Origin of the sequence: Mycobacterium sp. (genome assembly GCF_035653355.1) — a bacterium.
Lineage (GTDB): Bacteria > Actinomycetota > Actinomycetes > Mycobacteriales > Mycobacteriaceae > Mycobacterium.
In genome coordinates this window covers 1-3,534 of the sequence record NZ_DASRBZ010000077.1, presented here as the reverse complement: position 1 = coordinate 3,534, position 3,534 = coordinate 1, and the positions used below count along the sequence as shown (strand labels likewise).

Annotated in this window: 5 protein-coding genes; 3 read left to right on the top strand and 2 right to left on the bottom strand. The window is 65.7% G+C overall.

Features of this window, described 5'->3' with window-relative positions; genetic code table 11:
• A partial coding sequence (locus VFA16_RS02515) for a DoxX family protein (RefSeq protein WP_324966300.1) occupies window positions 1–285 on the top strand: 285 nt, incomplete at its 5' end.
• Window positions 286–293: 8 nt separating this feature from the next.
• On the opposite strand, the gene pncA is transcribed toward VFA16_RS02515, so the two are convergent.
• Together pncA and VFA16_RS02505 are read right to left on the bottom strand one after the other, a co-directional pair.
• Window positions 294–854 (bottom strand): pyrazinamidase PncA, encoded by a 561-nt coding sequence (gene pncA / locus VFA16_RS02510; RefSeq protein ID WP_324966299.1) that lies wholly within the window; start codon window positions 852–854, stop codon window positions 294–296.
• A 286-nt stretch (window positions 855–1,140) separates the two neighbouring features.
• Window positions 1,141–1,383 (bottom strand): DUF6400 family protein, encoded by a 243-nt coding sequence (locus tag VFA16_RS02505; protein WP_324966298.1) that lies wholly within the window; start codon window positions 1,381–1,383, stop codon window positions 1,141–1,143.
• Between the two features lie 305 nt (window positions 1,384–1,688).
• Between VFA16_RS02505 and VFA16_RS02500 the strand changes: the two genes are divergently transcribed.
• Together VFA16_RS02500 and VFA16_RS02495 are read left to right on the top strand one after the other, a co-directional pair.
• Window positions 1,689–2,960: a glycosyltransferase family 4 protein gene (locus VFA16_RS02500; RefSeq protein ID WP_324966301.1), complete on the top strand. Its 1,272-nt coding sequence runs from the start codon at window positions 1,689–1,691 to the stop codon at window positions 2,958–2,960.
• Window positions 2,954–3,534 (top strand): class I SAM-dependent methyltransferase (locus tag VFA16_RS02495; RefSeq protein ID WP_324966297.1); only part of this gene is annotated, 581 nt, incomplete at its 3' end. The genes VFA16_RS02500 and VFA16_RS02495, both read left to right, overlap by 7 nt.

Genomic DNA, 3,534 nt, shown 5'->3' with positions numbered 1-3,534 from the left:
GACTACATCCCGGCCAAGTTCGTGCTCGCGAACTCAGCCAGGGTCGGAGTGCCGCGATCATGGCTGCCGATGTTGGGGACACTCAAGCTCGCCGGGGCGCTCGGTTTGGTCGCAGGTCTTTTTGGCCTGCGTCTCTTCGGTGTCGCGGCTGCGGTAGGGCTGGTGTTGTTCTTCATCGGTGCCGTGGTCACGCATATCCGGGCGCGGGTGCTGTCGAACATCGCTTTTCCTGGCGGCTATCTGCTGCTGTCCGCCGCGTCGCTGTTCTTGGCGACGGCCCATTGATCGGCGGGTCAGCCGCTGTGGGCCACCGCGACACCCGCGTTGCGCATCTCCTGGATGGCCGCCTCCGTCGCTCGCGGCGACACGCCCGCCGTCAAATCCACCAGCAGCCGGGTCGACAAGCCGGCCCGCGCGGCGTCTTCGGCGGTCGAGCGCACGCACTGGTCCGTGACGAGGCCGACGATGTCGACCTGATCGACGCGATGTTGGCGCAACCAGTCGAGCAGCGGCGTACCGGACTCGTCGGTGCCTTCGAAGCCGCTGTAGCCGGCGGAGTAGGCGCCTTTGCGAAAAACCGCCTCGATGCGGCCGGTGTCGAGGTCGGGATGGAAGTCGGCTCCCCCACTGCCGGCCAGGCAATGCGGCGGCCATGAGGAAACATAGTCGGGGTGGTCGGAGAAGTGGTCACCGGGATCGATGTGGAAGTCCTGGGTCGCCACCACATGGTCGTAACCGGGATCGGTGGTCAGGTAGTCGTTGATAGCGCCGGCGACGGCGGCGCCGCCGGTCACCGGTAGTGAGCCGCCCTCGCAGAAGTCGTTTTGTACGTCGACGATGATTAACGCCCGCACAGCCTCTACCGTATCGCCGGATCTGTGACGCGGCGCCTGGTCAGCGGGCCGGCTTAAGGCGAGGTCAGGTCAGGCGGCGGGGCGGCGGCGGCAGCCCGGCCGGGTGTCGAGCGACCAGAAATGCGCACAGGTCGGGCACTGCAGGTGCAGCACCGCAGCGTTGTTGCCGATCAGGTACTGCCAATGGGTGTGGCAGTTGCGACCGCTGCGGCACTCGGCGCAGCCGGCGCCGTGGTCGCAGTTCGGGCACGCCAACCACGCTCGTCGACTTGTGTCGGCCTGCGGGTCAATCGGCAGCACGGTCCACCGCCCGCTCCGGCAGCACCCCGGCCCGGACCAGGTCGTCGTAGTGCCGCTGCTGCTCGGCGTCGAGGTTGGAGTAAAGCATCGCGTAGGCCCTTTCCTCCTCGACCAGCGCGCTGACCGGGTCCCAGTCGTCGCCAATCGCCTCAAGCACCGCGGTGCGTCGCCTGACCTCGTCCAATGTCAGGTCGTAGGCGAACTCAAAATCAGTTGGGTCGGTCGGCATAAGCCCGCTCCCAGCTTGTCGGTACAACGAGAGGTTAGGCTCTCCTAAACTAGACGAGCTATGCAATGACCTGGCTCACACGTCGGCGTTGATTTGCATCACAGCTCTTGGGCAGCCCCGGCGGCGCGCCCCGGTCGTCATCGCCGGAAACGCCGGTCAGTAGCATCAGGGCGGTTTGACGTCTTGCGAGGTGCGTTGCATCGTGTAGGCCGTCAAACTATAGTCCAGACACGTGTCCAGACAGCTCGCTGACGTCCCTCTGGTGTGACCGAAGCGGGCACCGCCACAACAGAACGGGCATGAGCATGCGGATCGCTTTGCTGTCCTACCGCAGCAAGACACACTGTGGCGGACAGGGCGTATACGTCCGCTATCTCAGCCGCGGCCTCGTCGAACTCGGCCACCACGTCGAGGTGTTCTCCGGTCAGCCCTATCCCGAAGTTCTTGATCCGCGGGTGGTGCTCCGGCAAGTGCCCAGCCTGGACATGTATCGCGAGCCCGATCCGTTCCGCATCCCGCACCCCCGCGAAATCCGCGACCGAATCGATCTGCTGGAGTTGGCGACTGTTTGGACGGCTGGTTTCCCGGAGCCGCGCACGTTCAGCCTGCGCGCCGCCCGACTGCTAGCTGACCGGCGGCATGACTTCGACGTCGTCCATGACAACCAAAGCTTGGGCTTTGGGCTGCTTGATATTTCGGCCATGGGCCTACCGGTGGTAGCCACCGTGCATCATCCGATCACCCGCGACAGGCTGCTGGATCTCGCCGCCGCGAAGTGGTGGCGTAAACCGTTGGTACACCGCTGGTATGGCTTCTTGACGATGCAGCAGCGGGTGGCGCGCAGCATCCCGGACCTACTCACCGTCTCGTCGTCGTCGGCCGCCGATATCACCACCGACTTCGGCGTCCGTCCCGACCAGCTCTGCGTAGTGCCGCTGGGCGTAGACACTGACGTATTCGCCCCCTCAGTCCAGCCGCGAGTTCCCGGCCGCATCATTGCGGTCGCCAGCGCTGACACCCCGCTCAAGGGCGTCGGTCATCTGCTACACGCGGTGGCCGAGTTGCGGGTCGAACACGACCTGGAGGTGCAACTCGTCGCCAAGCTGGAGCCCAACGGGCCCACCGAGAAGCTGATCGCCGAGCTCGGCATCTCGGATATCGTGCACCCGTCCAGCGGGCTCTCCGACGCTGAGCTGGCCCGGCTGTTAGCGTCAGCCGAAATTGCTTGTATCCCCTCGCTGTACGAAGGCTTTTCGCTTCCCGCCGTGGAAGCGATGGCCAGTGGCACGCCGATCGTCGCCAGCCGCGCCGGGGCGTTGCCGGAGGTGCTTGGGGCCGACGGCCACTGCGCCCGGCTGGTGCGGCCCGGCGACACCGGCGACCTGGTGCGGGTGCTGGGCGCCCTGCTGGCCTCACCCGAGGAGCGGCAGCGACTGGGCGCCGCCGGTCGCCGGCGGGCACTCGAGGTCTACAGCTGGGAATCGGTGGCAGCGCAGACCGTTCACGTCTATGAACGTGCGATCGCGCGGAACGCACAGCGCCACAGTGCTGTCGACACGGTGGGCGAACCGTGCTGACGGTCGATTTCAACCGGCTCGGTATCGGGCCGGGCACCAAGGTGATCGATGTCGGCTGCGGCGCCGGCAGGCATAGCTTCGAGGCGTATCGCCTCGGTGCCGACGTGATCGCCTTCGACCAGGACGCCGCCGAACTCGGCAATGTCAACACGGTCTTGCGCGCCATGACAGAGAACGGCGAAGCCCCGGCGTTCGCCAAGGCCGAAACCGTCGTCGGCGACGCGTTGGCGCTGCCCTACCCGGACGGGACTTTCGACTGCGTCATCGCATCCGAAATCCTCGAACACGTTCCAGCCGATGACACCGCGATCAACGAATTGATTCGCGTGCTGAAGGTCGGCGGCACGTTGGCGGTGACCGTGCCGCGGTGGTTGCCCGAACGAGTGTGCTGGCTGTTGTCCGACGAATACCACAACAACGAGGGCGGCCACGTACGGATCTATCGGGCCAGCAAGCTGCGCGCCAAGATCACTCGCGCCGGAATGCATTTCGTGCATGCGCACTATGCACACGGTCTGCATACGCCGTTCTGGTGGCTGAAATGCCTTGTCGGAGTGTCTCGGGTGGATCATCC